This is a genomic window from Deltaproteobacteria bacterium, assembly GCA_030654105.1.
Taxonomy (GTDB): Bacteria; Desulfobacterota; SM23-61; order SM23-61; family SM23-61; genus JAHJQK01.
Window position 1 is genome coordinate 1 of the sequence record JAURYC010000171.1, and the last position, 14,260, is coordinate 14,260.

General features: G+C 50.7%; 11 protein-coding genes. 10 read left to right on the forward strand and 1 reads right to left on the reverse strand.

Features of this window, described 5'->3' with window-relative positions; translation table 11 throughout:
- Positions 1-413: 413 nt before the first annotated feature.
- The 8 genes from guaB to Q7V48_07200 all read left to right on the forward strand — a co-directional run bounded on the left by guaB (position 414) and on the right by Q7V48_07200 (position 10,390).
- Positions 414-1,901: an IMP dehydrogenase gene (guaB, locus tag Q7V48_07165; GenBank protein ID MDO9210511.1), complete on the forward strand. Its 1,488-nt coding sequence runs from the start codon at positions 414-416 to the stop codon at positions 1,899-1,901.
- Positions 1,902-1,908: 7 nt separating this feature from the next.
- Positions 1,909-3,465: a glutamine-hydrolyzing GMP synthase gene (guaA, locus tag Q7V48_07170; GenBank protein ID MDO9210512.1), complete on the forward strand. Its 1,557-nt coding sequence runs from the start codon at positions 1,909-1,911 to the stop codon at positions 3,463-3,465.
- Between the two features lie 132 nt (positions 3,466-3,597).
- Positions 3,598-7,050, forward strand: a complete 3,453-nt coding sequence (locus tag Q7V48_07175; GenBank protein ID MDO9210513.1) for a DNA polymerase III subunit alpha — start codon at positions 3,598-3,600, stop codon at positions 7,048-7,050.
- Between the two features lie 160 nt (positions 7,051-7,210).
- On the forward strand, positions 7,211-8,170 hold the full coding sequence (locus Q7V48_07180; GenBank protein MDO9210514.1) for an acetyl-CoA carboxylase carboxyltransferase subunit alpha: 960 nt from the start codon (positions 7,211-7,213) through the stop codon (positions 8,168-8,170).
- 11 nt (positions 8,171-8,181) lie between these two features.
- Entirely contained in the window at positions 8,182-8,934 is a 753-nt protein-coding gene (locus Q7V48_07185) for a UPF0280 family protein (protein MDO9210515.1), read from the forward strand.
- A gap of 170 nt (positions 8,935-9,104) precedes the next feature.
- Complete coding sequence (locus Q7V48_07190; protein ID MDO9210516.1) at positions 9,105-9,581, forward strand: metallophosphoesterase family protein; 477 nt, start codon at positions 9,105-9,107, stop codon at positions 9,579-9,581.
- A 26-nt stretch (positions 9,582-9,607) separates the two neighbouring features.
- Positions 9,608-10,096, forward strand: coding sequence for an HIT domain-containing protein (locus Q7V48_07195; GenBank protein MDO9210517.1), 489 nt, complete (start codon positions 9,608-9,610; stop codon positions 10,094-10,096).
- Positions 10,097-10,105: 9 nt separating this feature from the next.
- On the forward strand, positions 10,106-10,390 hold the full coding sequence (locus Q7V48_07200; GenBank protein ID MDO9210518.1) for a LapA family protein: 285 nt from the start codon (positions 10,106-10,108) through the stop codon (positions 10,388-10,390).
- A 116-nt stretch (positions 10,391-10,506) separates the two neighbouring features.
- On the opposite strand, the gene Q7V48_07205 is transcribed toward Q7V48_07200, so the two are convergent.
- On the reverse strand, positions 10,507-11,151 hold the full coding sequence (locus Q7V48_07205) for a CBS and ACT domain-containing protein (GenBank protein ID MDO9210519.1): 645 nt from the start codon (positions 11,149-11,151) through the stop codon (positions 10,507-10,509).
- 161 nt (positions 11,152-11,312) lie between these two features.
- Between Q7V48_07205 and mutS the strand changes: the two genes are divergently transcribed.
- Positions 11,313-13,922 (forward strand): DNA mismatch repair protein MutS, encoded by a 2,610-nt coding sequence (gene mutS / locus Q7V48_07210; protein MDO9210520.1) that lies wholly within the window; start codon positions 11,313-11,315, stop codon positions 13,920-13,922.
- A gap of 126 nt (positions 13,923-14,048) precedes the next feature.
- Complete coding sequence (locus tag Q7V48_07215) at positions 14,049-14,237, forward strand: 3-keto-5-aminohexanoate cleavage protein (GenBank protein MDO9210521.1); 189 nt, start codon at positions 14,049-14,051, stop codon at positions 14,235-14,237.
- Positions 14,238-14,260: the final 23 nt, after the last annotated feature.

Consider the following 14,260-nt stretch of genomic DNA (forward strand, 5'->3'; position numbering starts at 1 on the left):
AGATGAGCTTATACAACAGTATATTCAAGAGCAAGAAGGCGAACCGGTTACGGATGATAGTCGATTTGAAATCGACCCTTCATAAAACCCCTCGACTTATAGTCGAGGGTTGTTTAGTTTAGTTTCCATTTCCTCCCCCCACATTGCACAGCGTTCTTTGGAATTATGATAGCATGATAGCACAAAAGGAGTTCTATTCAAAATGATAACGACATGCAATTTGACATAACGGGCAGAGTTGAGCTGCATGGAAAGCACCATCCCCAGGATATGGGAGAGAAATAAATAGCGCAATACTAAATAGCGAGGTTGAAAGGGGAGGGGAGACGAGGCTTTTTCCATCCTTGACATCAGAAGATGGGCATAATAAAGTATTTAAAAATCTTCTTTCTTCTCGCCACAAGGAGTTAAAGATGCTCCCCGAAAAAGTAACCGAAAGCCTCACCTTCGACGATGTCCTTCTGGTTCCGGCCGAATCCGCGATTCTCCCTCGCGATGTAGATATCTCCACGAGTCTGACGAAAGACATCCGGCTGTACATGCCCCTGATCAGTTCCGCCATGGATACCGTAACCGAAGCTCAAACCGCCATCACCATGGCCCGGGAAGGGGGGATCGGAATCATCCACCGCAACATGTCCATCACCACCCAAGCGGCGGAGGTGGACAAGGTGAAAAAATCGGAAAGCGGCATGATCGTGGATCCCATTACCGTGGACCCAGATCAAAGAATTTACGAAGCCTTGGAAATCATGCGTAAATACCGTATATCGGGTGTCCCCGTGACCCGCCAGGGGAAGCTTTTGGGAATTTTGACCAACCGCGATTTAAGGTTTGAGACCCAGCTGGATCAGCCCATTTCAGCCGTGATGACCAAAGAAAACCTGGTGACGGCGCCTGTGGGTATCACTCTGGAAGAATCGAAGCGCCTTTTGCACAAAAACCGGATCGAGAAACTTCTGGTCGTAGATGAAAACAACAACCTCAAAGGGTTGATCACCATCAAGGATATTGAGAAGACCATTAAATATCCCAATTCGTGCAAAGACAGCCTGGGGCGGTTACGCGTTGGGGCGGCCGTGGGCGTTTCCGCAGACCGGGAAGCCCGGGTGGAGGCCTTGCTGAAAGCTGGCGCCGATGTGATCGTCATCGATACCGCCCATGGCCATTCCCGGCGAGTGGTAGAGGCCATACGGGAGACCAAGCGGGTCTTTCCCCAATGTCAGCTGATCGCCGGAAACATAGCCACGGCCGAGGGAACGGAAGCTTTGATCCAAGCCGGAGCAGATGCCGTAAAAGTGGGAGTGGGGCCGGGATCGATCTGCACGACGCGGGTGATTGCCGGCGTAGGAGTTCCTCAGATTACTGCCATCCAGGAGAGCGCCCGGGTGGCTCAGCGCTACGATATTCCCCTGATCTCTGACGGGGGTATCAAATTTTCAGGCGACATCACCAAAGCGCTGGCCGCGGGCGCGGATACAGTGATGATCGGAAGCCTTTTCGCGGGAACTGACGAAAGTCCGGGTGAGATGGTACTCTACCAGGGGCGGAGTTATAAGATGTACCGGGGAATGGGCTCCTTAGAGGCCATGAAGAGCGGCAGCAAAGACCGCTATTATCAAGACGATGTGGAATCAGAGATTAAACTTGTACCGGAAGGAATCGAAGGGCGTGTTCCCTACAAAGGACCCTTATCCTCGAGCGTCTATCAATTATTGGGAGGATTACGCGCGGGAATGGGGTACCTGGGATGCCGCAGCCTAAAAGAATTGAAGGAAAAAAGCCGATTCACCCGAATTACCAGTGCGGGGTTACGGGAGAGCCATGTCCATGATGTAATCATTACCAAAGAAGCTCCCAACTACAGCGTGGGAGAAGAGAATCCCTTTAAGGAATCTTAATCACTTTATGCAGGCCAAAGCTTTTCAAGGCCGAATTTTAATCCTCGATTATGGATCGCAGACCACCCAGTTAATTGCCCGCCGGGTGCGCGAATGCCAGGTTTATTGCGAAATCCATCCGTATCATATTGACTTGAAGGCCATCCAGGCTTTCAACCCGAGGGGAATCATCCTCTCCGGAGGGCCGGCCAGCGTGTACGAAACCCAAGCTCCTCTTAGCCCGCCCGAACTTTTCCGCTTAGGCATTCCTACCCTGGGCATCTGCTATGGCATGCAGCTCATGACCCACGTCTTGGGGGGCGAAGTCGGTAAATCGCTGAAGCGCGAGTATGGCCGCAGCGAACTGATTGTCGATGACGCCGAGGACCTTTTTGCCGGATTGGATCGTGGGGCGTCCATCCAGGTGTGGATGAGCCATGGCGATCGCATTGAAGTCCCGCCGCCAGGATTCCGGGCCATCGCCCATTCCAGTAATTCCCCGGTGGCCGCGATCAAGAATAAAGAACTGAGAGCCTTTGGGGTACAGTTTCATCCGGAAGTTGTCCATACTCCGGTAGGCAAAGAGATTCTAAAAAATTTTCTTTGGCGCATTTGTCAATGTCCAGCCGATTGGACGATGGAATCCTTCGTCACCCGCACCATTCGCTCCCTGCAGGAAGAGATTGGCGAGGGAAAGGTGCTCTGTGCTCTGAGTGGGGGGGTAGATTCTTCGGTTGTCGCCCTGCTCTTGCACCGAGCGGTGGGTAACCAGTTGACCAGCATCTTCGTAGACAATGGGGTGTTACGCAAAGAGGAAGCGCAAAAAGTCCAGAAACTCTTTGGCAAGCATCTGGGGTTAAACCTCCGGGCAGTGGATGCAAGCGATTTATTCCTGGAAAAATTGGCAGGTGTGGTGGAACCGGAACAAAAAAGGAAGATCATCGGCAATGAGTTCATCTTCTTGTTCGAAAAAGAGGCCCACAAAATCGGCGGGGCTAAGTTTTTGGCCCAGGGGACTCTTTATCCCGATGTGATAGAGTCCATATCGTTTAAGGGGCCCTCAGCCAAGATCAAGAGCCACCACAACGTGGGCGGTTTGCCCGAGCGCATGCATCTCAAGCTGATTGAACCCCTGAAGGAACTCTTCAAGGATGAGGTGCGGGCGGTGGGCAAAGAAATCGGATTGCCCCGGGAGATCATCGAACGCCAACCCTTTCCAGGACCTGGTTTGGCCGTGCGGATCCTGGGGCCGGTAACCCGCGAAGACCTGTCCATCCTCCGGGAAGCTGATGCCATTGTGGAGGAGGAATTTCGGAGGACGGGGTGGTATATGAAAGTTTGGCAGTCCTTTGCCGTCCTTCTTCCCGTACAAACCGTGGGAGTCATGGGGGATGAGCGGACCTACGAGCGGGTCGTGGCTTTAAGAGTGGTCCAAAGTTTGGACGGGATGACCGCCGATTGGGTGCCGTTACCTCCGGAACTTCTGGGGACGATTTCCAACCGCATCATCAACGAAGTAAAAGGCGTCAACCGGGTAGTTTATGATATATCCTCCAAACCTCCCAGCACGATTGAGTGGGAATAACGGCTTAGCGCGTAAGGCGCGAGGCGTAAGGAATAAAAACTCCTCATTTTAAACTTTAGACACTTTAGCGCACTTTAGGCATTTATTGGTTTTGAACTTTTTCACTCACACTGACACTGACACTGATTTATTATGAAACACGCGAACTTTGTCCACCTTCATCTCCATACCCAATTCAGCCTTCTGGATGGGGCCATTCGCCTGGAAGAGCTTTTTAATCAGGCCAAGAGCTATCGCCTGCCTGCTCTGGCTATTACCGACCATGGCTCCATGTTTGGGGCCATCGAGTTCTACCAACAGGCCCTGCGCCACGGAATCAAACCCATCATCGGCTGCGAGGTCTACGTAGCTCCCGGAAGCCGTTTCGAAAAAGCCACCAAGGGAATTTCCGAGGCCTCGTTTCACCTGATCCTCTTGGCCAAGAACCTTGTCGGATATCGCAACCTTTTGAAACTCGTCTCCGCGGGTTATTTCGAAGGGTTCTATTACCGCCCGCGGGTGGATAAGGAATTATTGCGGCAGCACAATGAAGGGCTGATCGCCTTGAGCGCCTGCCTGAAGGGGGAAATCCCCTTCTATTTGGCCGGCGGCGACAAAAACAAGGCTCGGCTGGCGGCTGAAGAGATGAAGTCCATTTTTCCGGACCGGCGTTTTTACCTGGAGCTACAGGAAAATAAAATTCCCGAGCAGAAAAAAGTCAACGCCGGCCTGATGGAAATCGCCCGCGAGCTATCTCTTCCCCTGGTGGCTACGAACGATTGTCACTACCTGAAAAAAGAAGACGCCAAAGCCCACGAGATTCTTCTCTGCATCCAGACGGGGAAAACCTTGCGGGATGTGGACCGAATGAAATTTTCCACCGAGGAATTTTTCTTCCGCTCGGCGGAAGAGATGGAGGCGTTATTCTCCTACTGCCCGGAGGCGCTGCAGAATACCGTGGAGATCGCCGAGCGCTGTAACCTCGAGCTAAAGTTGAATGAACTGCAATTCCCGCAATTCCAGGTTCCCGATGGCGAAACCCTGGACAGTTTCCTGGAGAAATCGGCCCGGAAAGGGCTGGAGGAACGCCTGACGGAGATACTGGATCGATCGAAGTCGGGAGAATTTTACTACCAGCGTTTGCAGCAAGAGCTGTGCATGATCCAGAAGATGGGTTTTGCCGGATATTTCCTCATCGTTTCTGACTTCATCCGTTATGCCAAAAAGCAGGGTATTCCCGTGGGACCGGGGAGGGGATCGGCCGCAGGGTCTCTGGTGGCCTATGGCCTGGGGATCACAGAGATCGACCCCATAGCCAACGGCTTACTCTTCGAACGGTTTCTGAACCCGGAGCGGGTTAGCCCGCCGGATATCGACATTGACTTTTGCATTGAGGGCCGGGAAGAAGTAATCCAGTACGTTAGAAATAAGTATGGTGCCGATCACGTAGCCCAGATCATTACCTTTGGCAAGATGCAGGCCAGAGCCGTGATCCGGGACGTCGGGCGGGCATTGGACATGCCCTATGGTGAAGTGGACCGCATTGCCAAGATGATTCCCAATGCCTTGAATATCACCTTGGAGGAAGCGCTCCAGCAGGAACCGCGATTAAAAGAACTGGCCAGAAGCAACCCCGAGGTGCAGAAGCTCCTGACCCTGGCCCAGTCTTTAGAAGGACTGCCGCGCCATGCCTCGACCCACGCCGCCGGCGTAGTGATTGCCAGTACCCCTCTGGTAGAGGTGGTCCCTCTTTACCGGGGCCAGAAAAACGAAGTCGTTACCCAGTACCCGATGAAAGATGTGGAAAAGATCGGGCTGATCAAGTTTGACTTTTTAGGCCTGAAAACCCTGACCATGATCGCAGACGTAATCAAGCGGGTTCATCTTTCCCGGGAAGAAAAACTGGACCTGCGGAAAATCCCATTGGACAATCGCCAGACCTATGAATTGCTTTGTTCGGGTGACACTTCCGGGGTTTTCCAGCTGGAAAGTTCCGGGATGAGAGACTTGGTGGTTCGATTGCTTCCCGAGCGTTTTGAAGATTTAGTCGCCCTCCTGGCTCTTTACCGTCCGGGGCCTTTGAAGAGTGGGATGGTGGAAGATTTTATCAAGCGCAAACAGGGGAAGGTTCCCATCGTTTACGAGGTTCCGGAGCTGAAAGGAATGCTCGAGGAAACATATGGGGTCATCGTTTACCAGGAACAGGTGATGCAAATCGCTACTTTACTGGCGAACTTCAGTTTGGCGGATGCCGACATCCTGCGGCGGGCGATGGGCAAAAAGAAGGCCGACGAGATGGCCATGCAGAAGAAGAAATTCATGGAAGGGGCCCAACGCAATAAAATTGCGGAGAAGAAAGCCGAAAAACTTTTTGACCTGATGGCCAAATTCGCCGAATACGGATTCAACAAGTCGCACAGCGCAGCCTACGCCTTGATTGCCTATCAGACGGCCTACCTAAAGGCTCATTATCCGGTAGAATTCATGGCGGCGTTGCTGAGCAGCGAAATGGGGAACCCGGATAAAATATTGCGTTACCTCAGCGAATGCCGCGATAAGCGGATTGAAGTTCTTCCCCCTGATGTCAACGAGAGTCAGCAGGATTTTACGGTTGTAGGGGGAAAGATTCGTTTCGGTTTGGCCGCAGTCAAGAATGTGGGACAGGCCGCCACTCAATCCATTTTGTTGGCCCGAGAAGAGAAGGAGAATTTTGGGTCGTTTCCCGATTTTTGCCTCAAAGTGGATTTGCGGAAGGTAAACAAGCGGGTCATCGAGAGCCTGATTAAATGCGGAGCCTTTGACAGCATCGGACCTTCTCGGGCCCAACTCCTTGCCGGGCTGGAGGAAGCCATGGAGTGGTCCCAGGGATTGGAACGAGAGCGGAGCAACCCTCAGATCGTTCTCTTCGGAGGTATTCAGTCGGGTAGAGGAAAAGCCGAACCCCGTTTCCCCGTTGTGCCGGAATGGCCCGAGAGCCAGCGGCTGGCTTTTGAAAAAGAAACTCTGGGTTTTTACCTCACCGGCCACCCCTTGACCCGGTACGCCGAAGCCCTGCAGCGTTTAACCACTACCAACACCCAACAAATTCGGGAAATCGCTGACGGGCAGGAGATCGTCATCGGGGGTGTGGTCAATGCTTTAAAGGAGATTACGACCAAAAAAGGCGATCGCATGGCCTTCGTAACCCTGGAGGATTTGAACGGGGTGGTGGAAGTGATTATTTTTGCGGAATTATACAAAAATTCCTCATTGCTGCTGAAGGGCGAAGAACCCGTCTTCATCAAGGGGAGAGTCGATGCGGGGGAAGAGAATGTCAAAATCATCGCCAATGAAATCCTGCCTTTTGAACAAGCGGTAAGTAAGTTAACGACCACGGTTCATTTACGCGTTCGCTCAGAGGGCTTGAGCCGGGATGACCTTGTGGCCATCAAAGAAATCTTTGAGGATTGCCGCGGCAATTGCCCCGCTTATTTACACTTGCTCCTCCCGGAAAGGCGGGAGGCGGTGATCGTTCTGGGGGATGAATGGAAGCTGACCTCTTCGGATCAACTGATCCAGCGAATGCGCGATTTGCTGGGTTATGAAGCGGTAAGTTTTCAAGCGTAATTGCGCTAAGCGTTAATAGAGTTATAGCGTTTATGGCGATAGCGAGTTACAGCATTTAAGGCGTGAGTGGATTTATTTGCTTTGGTTATTAACTCTTTTTCAGAGATCCCATAAACGCAAGTAACGCGACAAACGCAAGTAACCCAAGGAACGCGGGAATATGGCCATTTATTATTTAGATTTTGAGAAACCAATCGCCGAGATCGATAAAAAAATCAAAGAACTACGTGCCTTCTCCTATCATCCCGACGGAAAGGTCACCGAAGAAATTGCCCACCTGGAAAAACGCCTCCAGAAGGTATTGAGTAAAATTTATGCCAACCTCACCCGCTGGCAAAAAACCCAACTTTCCCGGCATTTCAACCGGCCTACTTGCTTGGATTACATTGAACGTCTCTTCACGGATTTTATGGAACTCCACGGGGACCGCAAGTTTAGCGACGATCCCGCCATAGTCGGGGGACTGGCCCATTTCCAGGATGAATCGGTCATGGTCATTGGCCACCAGAGGGGACGCACAGTAAACGAGAAAGTGGCCCGGAATTTCGGGATGCCCCACCCCGAGGGTTACCGGAAATCCTGGCGCTTGATGAAAATGGCTGAACAGTTCGAGAAACCCTTAATTACCATGATCGATACCCCAGGGGCCTATCCCGGACAGGGAGCCGAAGAAAGAGGGCAGGCTGAGGCCATCGCGGAGAACTTACAGGCCATGGCCACCCTCAAGGTACCCATCCTATCCGTGGTTATCGGGGAAGGAGGCAGTGGGGGAGCCTTGGCCCTGGGAGTGGGGGATCGTATCCTCATGCTGGAAAACGCCACCTATTCGGTCATCTCACCAGAAGGTTGTGCCGCTATCCTATGGAAGAGCGAAACGGAAAAAGAGAGAGCTGCGGAGGCTTTGAAAGGGACTGCTACCGACCTTCGGGAACTGGGGGTGATTGACGAAATTGTCCCTGAACCTTTGGGGGGTGCCCACCGGGATGTTGAAGCCGCGGCAAAAATTCTTTCGGCAATCCTGATTCGCCATTTAAAGGCCCTAAAGGAGATTCCCGTCGGAGAGCTGGTAGAGAAAAGATACGAGAAATACCGCCGTATGGGGCAGACCTCTAAGGGATAAAAAATTTTAGCATGGATTTAAGGTCTGACGGCAAAATCCGGGGATATCAAGAGCGAAATTACCGTAACCTTCTCCTGGACCAAGGGTTAATTTCTTTTCAGGTAAAAGTAAAGGAAACGGACCTTTATATTCGAGCCGCCCAAGACCTCCAGCAATCGGCCTTCCAGTCTATCCTTCGCTACCGCTACCAGCTCGAAAAATATATATCCCAACATCCGGAGTTTTTCCGATCCATGGTTCCCCTGGCGGCTGATGAATTTGCTCCACCCATCGTCAAGGAAATGATCCGGGCGGCGCAACTGGCTGGAGTAGGGCCCATGGCGGCTGTGGCCGGGGCAATGGCTGAGTCTGTGGGCCAAGACCTTCTGCAGGAATCACCGGAAGTGATTGTAGAGAACGGCGGGGATATTTTTCTTCTTTCGGCCAAAGAATCAAGAGTGGGCATTTTTGCGAACACTTCTCCGTTAAGCTTTCGGGTAGGCCTCCGTATTCCCGCGGTAAGCCACGGGTGGGGAGTTTGCACCTCTTCGGGTACAGTTGGCCCTTCCCTTAGCTTGGGTCGGGCGGATGCGGTCTGCGTCCTTTCGCCTTCGGCGGCACTGGCCGATGCAGCAGCTACGGCCGTGGGAAACCTTGTTGGCTCTCCGTCAGACCTGCCCCGCGGATTGGAAAAAGCAAAGACTATCCCAGGTCTAACCGGAACGGTGATCATCATTGGAGATAGGCTAGGCGCCTGGGGGGATATTGAATTGATTGAAATATAAATGCGGAGTGCGGAATGTGGAATGAGGAGTTGCCAGATCAAGTCTCTCTGACGCTCTCGCGCCTTGCGCTCTCACGGTGAATTTATATTTTTAATGCGGGGAAATTGACTTGTGTTGGAAAAAAAAAGATTATAATATAGACCGTTGGCCAAGAGGAGACCGATTAAGTTATGAAAATCGGGGTCATCTCAGATACGCATCTAATGCAGCCTATTCAGATGCTTGAGGAGCTTATCGCCGGCCCTTTCAAAGAGACAGAAATGATCCTGCATGCCGGGGATATTACTGAACTCGTGGTCCTGGAGTCCTTTGGCGAAAAAGAAATCCTGGCGGTTTGCGGCAATATGGATTCTCCGGCCGTGCGGATAAAGTTACCTGCCCAACGCACTTTCCCTGCCGGAAAGTTCCAAATCGGACTGATCCATGGCTGGGGGAGACCGCAAGGTATTGAAGAGCGGATCCGAAGAGAGTTTGGCCAACTGGATTGCATTGTGTTCGGCCACACCCACACTCCTTCTCAAACCCGACGGGAAGGGGTTTTGTTCTTCAACCCCGGAGCATTTGCGACCGGCCTTTACGCCCCCAAGAAAAGCGTTGGTTTACTGGATGTGGGGGAGACAATCTCGGGGCAGGTTATTTACTTATGAAATACGAGGAAAAGGAGTCAGCGAATATGGAGCATCTTTGGGCCCCATGGCGCATGGATTATATTCTATCCAACCGCAAGGGGCGAAAATGTATTTTTTGTCCAGTCGGCAAACAAGCGGATGAAAAAAGGCTCATTATCCACCGAACATCCCTCTCTTTAGTCATGCTCAACCAGTATCCTTATTCCTATGCCCATCTCATGATTGCCCCCGTCCGTCACGTCCACGACGTTAGTAAACTAAAAGCGGAAGAGATGAAGGATATTCTCTATAATTTGGGACAGTCCATCAGCATTCTAAAAAAAGCTTTTTGTCCCACCGGGTTCAACGTGGGCATGAATCTGGGCCGGGTTGGCGGGGCGGGTATTCTCTATCACCTTCATTTTCATGTCATCCCTCGCTGGAAGGGAGATATGAATTTTATGCCGATGCTCGCCGAAGTCCGGGTCATTCCCGAGCACTTGAAACAGACTTATAATAAGTTGCGGCTTTATTTTAAAAAGTTGGAGAACTGAACGGGGACCATGAATATTCTCAAAGGAATTTTTTACCTCCTCTTCCTGGCTGCGGCCATTGGCTTTGCCCTCCACAATGACCATTCCGTTGCGTTGCATTATTATTTCGGATGGGTAAGCCTTCCTTTACCCCTCTTCTTATGGGCCTTTTTGTTCTTTTTTATCGGCCTCCTGATCTCCGGGGTGATCGCTTCACTTTCCAAGCTTGGCCTTCGCTCTCGCATTCGCCAGCAAAAGAAAGCTATTGCTGACTTGGAACGGAAACGAATCTCTGCTAAGCAGACGTCTGGTTAAACCATTCACCGGGTGGGTGTCGGGGGCGGTAAGAATCGTGAAGGGGCAAGGCGTAAGGCGTAAGGGGAAAAGATCTCCCTCACGCCTGGCAATTAACGGGTTTTCACCCTGGATCACTATTTTTCGATCTTGGCGTATTGAACGGGAAAGCCCGCTGCTTCCAGGGCTTTTTTGATTGGCTCGAAGTAGAAGGTCTTGAGCTTAAAAACCACAAGCCTTTTGCCTGGTTCGTCGGCGGCATCCGTGACCACGCTGATGATGTTAACATTATGTTCCTTGATAATGCGGGTGATGTCGGCTAAGGCTCCAGGTTTATCCTCCGCAAGAACTTCGATCCGGCTTCCTTTCTCTTTCATCCCCATGACTTCAATCAGGATCTCCATCACGTCGTTTTCGGTAAGGATGCCAACCAAGTTGCCATCTTCGACCACGGGCAGACAGCCGATTTTATTGTCGTGAAGAAGAGTGGTTGCTTCCTCAACAGAAATATCCGGGGAAATGGTGATCACGTTGCGGGTCATGATTTCCCCTACCGTGAGTTTATCCAGGAGGTAGTGGAGTTCGCGAATCTCCAAAGAAGTTGCCGGTGAGGCTTCGGCCTTGCGGATGTCCATGTTGGTGACCAACCCGATTAGTTTTTTCCCGTCAACGACGGGTAAATGGCGAATGTTTTTTTCCTGGAGGATTTTTTTTGCTATTGTCATTCGTTCGCCTTTGGCGATGGTGACAAGATCCTTTTGCATCTTTTTTCTAACCAGCATATCGACACCTCCTCATGGGAAATTTAAAGCAATTTCCTGAAATCCATGTGATTAGTTTATTGGATCTCAGGGATAGGAGTCAAGTTATATTTCCCTACGGGTTGAATTTTTATCCCGGCTGGTGTAAATTGAGTGGACATTTTTAATTGAGAACCAGGACAATGAATAACCTTACTCCCATGGTCAAGCAATACTTGGAGGTGAAAGAAAAATATCCAGATGCCATTCTTTTTTACCGCATGGGAGATTTTTATGAAATGTTCTTTAAAGATGCGATTATAGCATCTAAAATTTTAGATATTACTTTAACTTCTCGCGATAAAAACAAAGAAGATTCTATCCCCTTGTGCGGAATTCCCTACCATGCCGCCTCAAGTTACATCCAGAAATTAGTAGACCAGGGTTACAAAGTCGCCATCTGCGAACAGATGGAGGAGGCTTCTAAAGCTAAAGGAATTGTTCGGCGCGAAGTCATCCGGGTTATTACGCCAGGAATGGTGCTGGAAGACGATTATCTCCAGCCTAAGGCCAATAATTTTCTGATGGCCATATCTTTAGGGGAAGAACGTTTTGGGTTGGCCATCCTGGATGCCTCTACCGGAGACTTTTTAGCCACCGAAGTGAATACAGCCCAATCCTTACTGGATGAGGTAATGAGGACAGAGCCGAAAGAGATCATTTTTCCCGAAACCGCTAAAGAGCAGGCTCCGGCCAAGCACCTTATGAAAGCCTTTCCTCATGCGCTTTATAGCCCTTTACCCCCGGAAGTATTCGATGGAGAAAGGTCTCGAGAGCGCCTAAAAGCTTTCAGCCTACTACCCCCTGAAGGAAAAAACCAAGCCCTGCAAGCAGTCGGGGCAATCCTTTTTTACGTGGAAGAGACGCAAAAGGTTCAACCCGGGCACCTCTCCCGGTTAGAGTTTTATCAAGTTCAAGATTACATGGTTTTGGATGAAACCACCCGCAAAAACCTGGAGCTTTTTGAAAACCTGGCCACCCGAAGCAGGAAAGGGTCATTACTGGAAATTCTGGATGAAACCGTGACCTCCATGGGGGGCCGGATGCTCAAGCGCTGGCTAAGCTCTCCGCTGATGAATTTGGACAAGATCAATGAGCGCCTGGACAAAGTTTCCGAGCTGAAAGAAAAAGATGTTTCCCGGCAACGGTTACGAGAAAACATGCGCCAGGTCAAAGATATAGAAAGATTATCAGCGCGAATCTCCTTGGGCATAGCCAATGCCAGGGATTTGGTAGCGTTGGAATCTTCTTTGAATCTTCTGCCCGAAATCAAAAGCATTATATCGCCACTGGAACACGAAAGTTTCAAGCGATACTTGCAAGAATTGGATGAACTTCCAGAAATTAAAGATCTTTTAGAGAGGGCAATTGAAGACAATCCACCAATCACCTTAAAAGAAGGGGGTTTAATCAAGAAAGGTTTTGATTCTACCCTGGATCGGCTCCGGGAAATCAGCCGGGAGGGAAAAAGATGGATTGCTGATTTAGAGACCAAAGAGCGCATGCGCACCGGGATTTCTTCCCTGAAGGTACGCTACAACAAAGTCTTTGGGTATTACATCGAGGTGACCAAACCCAACCTTCCCTCGGTTCCTTCCCATTATATGAGAAAGCAGACTGTGTCTAATGCCGAGCGCTTTATCACTCAAGAATTGCAGGAATATGAAACCCAGGTACTCAATGCCGAAGAAGAGAAAGAGACTTTAGAATATCAAATTTTCCTTCAGGTCCTGGAAAAAGTCTCAGCCGAAGTCCCAAAAATTCAGAGGATCGCTCAAGCCCTGGCGGAGATCGATGTTCTTTCAGCTTTGGCAGAGGTAGCGGAGCGTTACGGGTATAATCGTCCCCAATTCAATGAAGGAGACAGCCTGGCGATTTCAGAAGGGCGACATCCCGTATTGGAACGGATGGGCTTGGAAGAACGTTTCGTCCCCAATGACCTGGCCCTAAATTCCGAGGATCGGCAAATTTTGATCATTACCGGCCCGAATATGGCCGGGAAATCAACCATTATGCGGCAAGCAGCCTTGATCAGCATCATGGCCCAGATAGGAAGCTTCGTCCCGGCCAAAGAGGCCAATCTATGCTTGGTCGACCGAATCTTCACCCGGGTAGGAGCCACGGATGATTTAGTCCGCGGCAGGAGCACCTTCATGGTGGAGATGGAAGAGGTGGCCCATATATTAAGAAACATCACCCCGCGCAGCCTGATTCTCTTGGATGAAATCGGGCGAGGGACGAGTACCTTTGACGGTCTTTCCATCGCCTGGGCGGTAACGGAATATCTTCATGAAGAAAGCCCGTGGAGGCCTAAGACCCTCTTTGCCACCCATTACCATGAGTTGACCGAGTTGGCTCTGACCCGGCCGCGAATAAAAAATTTTCATGTGGCTGTAAAAGAATGGAATGATCGGGTGATTTTTTTGAGGAAATTAGTGGAAGGAGGAACGAGCCGGAGCTACGGCATTCAGGTCGCCCGGCTGGCCGGCCTTCCCCCGGAAGTCATCGACCGAGCCAAAGAAGTTTTGCATAACCTGGAACAAGGCGAGTTTACCGAAGGCGGAGTCCCCAAACTGGCCATTTCCCGCAAGAAAAAATTAACCTGGGATTCTCATCAACGGACCCTTTTTCAGCCTCCCGCCGACCCGCTACGCGAGGCCCTTAAAAAAATTGACCCCAACCAGCTCACTCCCCTGGATGCGCTTAACATTTTGAGCGAGCTGAAAGCCCGCCTTTCTTCGGAAAATGATTAAAAATTTCTTAGGGAGAATCATCTTTTATTGGGAGTCGCTATAAAAATGCTTAGGAGATATCATTGAAGGATTTTATAGAAAATAATTACGATTGCCTGACCTAAAGTCTGCTGACGGAAACAGGGGATTTTCGAAGAGCCCATGCACTTTCAGCTCGTCTTCGGAGTGGCGGGAGGGGTTCATTTCACGCCGATGAATATGGTGCATATGCAAAGCCTCCTGCCGGAAGGGGCAACCTGGTCGGTATGCGGTGTGGGCCCCAACCAGTTTCCAGCCGGGATTATGGCTTCGATCATGGGCGGCCATATCCGCTAAAGCAAGAAAGATCCTTAACTTAA

Bases quoted from the DNA above. Each gene is read 5' to 3' on its own strand.
- Q7V48_07195 (MDO9210517.1), top strand. From the start codon at position 9,608: ATGGAGCATCTTTGGGCCCCATGGCGCATGGATTATATTCTATCCAAC.
- Q7V48_07205 (MDO9210519.1), bottom strand. From the start codon at position 11,151: ATGCTGGTTAGAAAAAAGATGCAAAAGGATCTTGTCACCATCGCCAAA.
- Q7V48_07185 (MDO9210515.1), top strand. From the start codon at position 8,182: ATGGATTTAAGGTCTGACGGCAAAATCCGGGGATATCAAGAGCGAAAT.
- mutS (MDO9210520.1), top strand. From the start codon at position 11,313: ATGAATAACCTTACTCCCATGGTCAAGCAATACTTGGAGGTGAAAGAA.
- guaB (MDO9210511.1), top strand. From the start codon at position 414: ATGCTCCCCGAAAAAGTAACCGAAAGCCTCACCTTCGACGATGTCCTT.
- Q7V48_07180 (MDO9210514.1), top strand. From the start codon at position 7,211: ATGGCCATTTATTATTTAGATTTTGAGAAACCAATCGCCGAGATCGAT.
- Q7V48_07175 (MDO9210513.1), top strand. From the start codon at position 3,598: ATGAAACACGCGAACTTTGTCCACCTTCATCTCCATACCCAATTCAGC.
- Q7V48_07200 (MDO9210518.1), top strand. From the start codon at position 10,106: ATGAATATTCTCAAAGGAATTTTTTACCTCCTCTTCCTGGCTGCGGCC.
- Q7V48_07190 (MDO9210516.1), top strand. From the start codon at position 9,105: ATGAAAATCGGGGTCATCTCAGATACGCATCTAATGCAGCCTATTCAG.
- guaA (MDO9210512.1), top strand. From the start codon at position 1,909: ATGCAGGCCAAAGCTTTTCAAGGCCGAATTTTAATCCTCGATTATGGA.